Origin of the sequence: Lacisediminihabitans profunda, from assembly GCF_008040105.1 — a bacterium.
Classification (GTDB): domain Bacteria; phylum Actinomycetota; class Actinomycetes; order Actinomycetales; family Microbacteriaceae; genus Lacisediminihabitans; species Lacisediminihabitans profunda.
In genome coordinates this window covers 1-251 of the sequence record NZ_VRMG01000140.1, presented here as the reverse complement: position 1 = coordinate 251, position 251 = coordinate 1, and the positions used below count along the sequence as shown (strand labels likewise).

The following is a 251-nucleotide window of genomic DNA, read 5'->3' as shown; positions in this document are numbered from 1 at the left end:
GACATAAAATAATTTTAAATTAAATAAATAGGGTTAATCAAATTTTTTTTAATATTAAATTTATCACACAAATCAGGGATATTTTCGTATTTTATATCTTCCTCACCTTTAAAATCTTGAAAGCTGTAACAATAATAATCAATATTATTAGTTAAATTAAATGCTTTCACAATGGATAAAGAATTTCTAATTCCTGCAAAGCTTCCTGGGCCTCTATTTAAGTAAATTTTATTTATAGCTTTTAACTTTAA

At 21.9% G+C, this 251-nt stretch carries 1 protein-coding gene; it reads right to left on the bottom strand.

From position 1 onward, the window contains the following. Positions 1-14: 14 nt before the first annotated feature. Positions 15-251: hypothetical protein (locus FVP33_RS19305; RefSeq protein ID WP_222706818.1), on the bottom strand; the 237-nt coding region annotated here is incomplete at its 5' end.